Consider the following 3,597-nt stretch of genomic DNA (forward strand, 5'->3'; position numbering starts at 1 on the left):
CCCTGGCGCACCGCCGCGCGGTTCTCGCGCAGACGCGGCGCCTCGGCGCGGTAGGCGGCGCGCAGCGCCTCGCGGTCGGACTCGCTCATCGCGCGGCTGTAGGGGCCGTAATCGCCCGGCAAGAACCCGGCCCGCGACGGCCCGTCCCGCCCGAATTTCAGCACCGCGCCGCCCACGATCCCCAGAACCAGCAGGTTCAGCGCCAGGCTTGTCACCAGCGCCACGCGCATCCAGGTGGGCGTGCGAAGCGGCGAGGCGGTCTTGTCGGTTCCAGCCATGCTCAACCCTCCGTCAGACAGGCATCGAGGCCGGGCATCAGGTCGGAGACATCGTAACCCCCGCCCAGAATTGTTGCGGTCACCGCGTCAAACCCGCCCGGCGCGGCATAGCCGATCCAGACGCCCATCAACCCGGCCGTCGCCAGCCCGCCCATCGCCGGCCAGCCGCCGATCAGGCCAAGAACCCGGGCGAACCCGCCGCCCATCGGCCGGGCAGGCGGCACGGGGGCCGGGGCGGCGCGCGCCTCGGCCTCGGCCATCGCGTCCTCCATCACCCGGGCCAGCAGCGCCGCCGACGGTTCCGGCCGGCCGGTGCGGGCCGCCGCGAACAGCGCCTCGATCTCGGTGTCGTTCATCTGCCGGTCAGTCATCCTCGAACCCCAATTCGCTGCGCTGCCCCGCCAATGCAGAGGCCAGCGCCCTCTTGCCCCGGGCGGTCAGGCTTTCGACCGCCTCGACGCCGATCTCCATGATCCCGGCGATCTCGGGGTTGGACAGCCCCTCGATATGGCGCAGGATCACCGCCTGCCGCTGCCGCTCGGGCAGCGCGGCCAGCGCCGCATCCAGCGCATCGACCCGTGCCTGCGCGATCATCCGCGCCTCGACGCCCGGCGCATCGTCCTCGGGCTCTGGCACCTCGTCCAGCCCCTGCCCGCGCCGCCGCCGCAGCCGGTCGGTGCACAGATTGGTGACGACACGGTACAGCCATGTCGTCACCTTGGCCTCGCCCATGCGCCACTCGGGCGCGATCCGCCAGAGCCGCAACATCGCCTCCTGCGCGACGTCCTCGGCCTCGGCCGCGTCGCGCAGAAGCCGCGCGGCATAGCCCAGGGCGCGCGGCGTCAGCCGCAGCGTCAGGGCACGCGCCGCCCGCGCGTCGCCCCGGCCATAGGCCACAAGCAAGACCTCGTCGGGCTCGCCGCTCTCGGCATCGAAAGGCATCAGCATCCTTGCTCCGGCCTAGCGCCTGATGCGGCGCACGGCAATCGCGACGGGGCACCGAAGGCCCCGCCGCGGCCTCTTTCAGCGCGTGGCCCGCCGGACCCCGAAGCGGTCGCCGAACCGTTCCGCCGCGGCGTCGAACTCTTCCTTGCTGATCACGCCATCGCCATCGGTGTCGATCCGGTCGAAGATCATCTGCGGACCGGGTCGTGCGGCCAGTTCCTCGGCGCTGAGCATGCCGTCGCCATCGGCGTCCAGCATCTCGACCAGGGACCGGGCGCGGTCGGCGCGTTCCTCATCCGTCAGCCGCGGATCGCCGAAGCCGCCATAGCCCATCGGCCCCGAGCCATCCATGCCGCCGAACATGCCATAGCCGCCGCCCTGCATCCCCGGCCCCGTGCCGTAGTGGTAACCGCCCTTCCGGCCATTCCCGCGCCAGTCGCGATCCCCCCGGCCGCGCGGCCCGGACTTCTCGGCGCGGCGCGGCGCGGGACCCAGATTCTGCGCCTCTTCGGCGGAAATCAGGCCGTCGCCATCGACATCCAGTTCTGCGAACCGGGCCCGCGCCCGCGCCGTGAACTCGTCCAAGCTGATCGCGCCGTCGCCATCCGCATCAAGCCGCTGGAACAATGCCGCACCGCGCGTTCCCGCCGCGGCCGCGCCCTGCGCCGCCCCGGCCTGCTGCCCGGCACCGCCCTGCTGCGCGATTGCGGGAACCGCGAAAACCAGCATCGCCGCCGCGCCAAGCGCCAAAATCGAAACGCGCCCTTTCCCGTCCGTCATGGACCTTCTCCTTGTTCGTGTCTCTTGCCTGTGACCTCGGGGCGTTTGCGCCCACCGTCGAACCTGTTACGGACAGGCCCTGGGGTTCCGTCGCAACGACGCAGGAGTTTTTGCGACATCCCGCCGCAAGGACAGTCGATCCCCTTTCAACCACATGCGGAGTCACTAGCTTGAGACTGCACGCAAAGCCGGAGGCGTGCCCAACATGACCGCAACTGATCACTCGATGTTCGACATGCACCCGAGGCCCATCGGTACGGCGATTCTGCGCGGCTGGTGCAAGCGCTGCCCCAATTGCGGCGCTGGGCCGATGATGTCGGGCTATCTGAGCGTGCGCGAGCACTGCCCGGTCTGCATGGAAGAATTGCGCCATTACCATTCCGATGAAGGGCCGGTCTATCTGACCGTTCTGATCGTGGCCTTCCTGGCCTCGCCCCTGGTTCTCTGGGCGCATCTGGCCTTCCGGCCCGATCCCCTTGTTCTGGCCTCGGTTTTCACCATTGGCTGCATCGGGCTGGCGCTATACCTTCTGCCCAGGCTGAAGGGTGTGATGGTAGCGTTGCAATGGGCCAGGAGGATGCACGGATTCGGGAGCGGGAGCTGACAGACCCGCCGATCCGCGACGCGGCAACGGTGATCGTTCTGCGCGATGCCGACACGGCGCCCCGGGTGCTGATGGGCCAGCGCGGCGCCTCGGCCGCCTTCATGCCGAACAAGTTCGTCTTTCCCGGCGGCGCGGTCGATCCGGTGGACACGAAGGTACCCCTGGCGCATCCCCTCGCCCCCCGCTGCGCGGCGCGACTGTGCGCCGAGGCGGATCCTGCACTGGCCCCAGCGCTGGTCGCGGCCGGCATTCGCGAGTTGTGGGAGGAAACCGGCCTGATCCTCGGCCGCCCCGGCAGCTGGGAAAGCCCCGCACCCAGGGGCTGGCGGGGATTCTCGGAAACCGGCCATCTGCCCAGCGCCGAGGGCCTGCATTTCATCTTTCGTGCGATCACCCCGCCCGGCCGCCCGCGCCGGTTCGATGCGCGCTTCTTCCTGGTCGAGGCCGAGGCGGTGGCGAACGATCTGGACGATTTCTCGCGCGCCGAGGACGAGTTGGGGCTTCTGCAATGGATCCCCTTGACCGAAGTGCGCCGCTTCAACCTGCCCTTCATAACCGAGGTGGTACTGGCAGAGGTCGCGGGCCTTCTCGGCTCCGGCCTCTCGCCCGCCAGCGTGCCCTTCTTCGACAACCGCAGCCCGCGGTCGAGTTTCGCCCGCCTGCGCTAGCCTCCGTGATCGCGGTGCGAGCTGACCGCGCCTGCAGCCTCCCCGCGTGGCATTCGCCGTTCGAGTGATGTGCCCGATTGGCCGTGACCTGTGACCAGCGACGGGATATTTCCTTCGGCTGCGACCGGAGTCCGACCGTAGGGCTCCGCCGAGGGCCGTCTGACGGACCGGAGCGGCTGGCTGTAAGAGCCTGAAGCTATGGCAGACCATAGCATCATGTCCCATGGAACGTCTGATAAACGGCTTCGGCAGCGCCGAGATGGCTGCCTGAGCGCTTCGGCCGCTGCGAGACGGAGTTTTTGTGGCTCGTTTCGTGTTTTCA

At 69.5% G+C, this 3,597-nt stretch carries 6 protein-coding genes; 2 read left to right on the top strand and 4 right to left on the bottom strand.

Annotated features, from left to right (window positions below; genetic code table 11):
• From ENN83_RS04010 to ENN83_RS04025, 4 genes are all read right to left on the bottom strand, one after another.
• On the bottom strand, positions 1-278 hold a 278-nt coding region (locus ENN83_RS04010), incomplete at its 3' end, for a periplasmic heavy metal sensor (RefSeq protein WP_287184319.1).
• Between the two features lie 2 nt (positions 279-280).
• Complete coding sequence (locus ENN83_RS04015) at positions 281-634, bottom strand: dihydroorotate dehydrogenase (RefSeq protein WP_287184320.1); 354 nt, start codon at positions 632-634, stop codon at positions 281-283.
• A gap of 7 nt (positions 635-641) precedes the next feature.
• Positions 642-1,226 (bottom strand): RNA polymerase sigma factor, encoded by a 585-nt coding sequence (locus tag ENN83_RS04020; protein WP_287184321.1) that lies wholly within the window; start codon positions 1,224-1,226, stop codon positions 642-644.
• Between the two features lie 75 nt (positions 1,227-1,301).
• A complete protein-coding gene (locus ENN83_RS04025; RefSeq protein WP_287184323.1) occupies positions 1,302-2,003 on the bottom strand; it encodes an EF-hand domain-containing protein in 702 nt (233 codons plus the stop codon).
• 205 nt (positions 2,004-2,208) lie between these two features.
• Here ENN83_RS04025 and ENN83_RS04030 point away from each other — a divergent pair, with 205 nt between their 5' ends.
• Entirely contained in the window at positions 2,209-2,607 is a 399-nt protein-coding gene (locus ENN83_RS04030; RefSeq protein WP_287184324.1) for a DUF983 domain-containing protein, read from the top strand.
• Positions 2,568-3,275 carry an NUDIX hydrolase gene (locus ENN83_RS04035; RefSeq protein ID WP_287184325.1) on the top strand — a complete coding sequence of 236 codons (708 nt, stop codon included), beginning with the start codon at positions 2,568-2,570 and terminating at the stop codon, positions 3,273-3,275. Before ENN83_RS04030 ends, ENN83_RS04035 begins: the two co-directional genes overlap by 40 nt.
• The last annotated feature ends 322 nt before the right edge of the window (positions 3,276-3,597 follow it).

Source organism: Rhodovulum sp. (genome assembly GCF_011048875.1).
Lineage (GTDB): Bacteria > Pseudomonadota > Alphaproteobacteria > Rhodobacterales > Rhodobacteraceae > Rhodovulum > Rhodovulum tesquicola.

Coding starts and splice junctions, on each gene's coding strand:
- ENN83_RS04015 (WP_287184320.1), bottom strand. CDS start 634: ATGAACGACACCGAGATCGAGGCGCTGTTCGCGGCGGCCCGCACCGGC.
- ENN83_RS04020 (WP_287184321.1), bottom strand. CDS start 1,226: ATGCTGATGCCTTTCGATGCCGAGAGCGGCGAGCCCGACGAGGTCTTG.
- ENN83_RS04025 (WP_287184323.1), bottom strand. CDS start 2,003: ATGACGGACGGGAAAGGGCGCGTTTCGATTTTGGCGCTTGGCGCGGCG.
- ENN83_RS04030 (WP_287184324.1), top strand. CDS start 2,209: ATGACCGCAACTGATCACTCGATGTTCGACATGCACCCGAGGCCCATC.
- ENN83_RS04035 (WP_287184325.1), top strand. CDS start 2,568: ATGGGCCAGGAGGATGCACGGATTCGGGAGCGGGAGCTGACAGACCCG.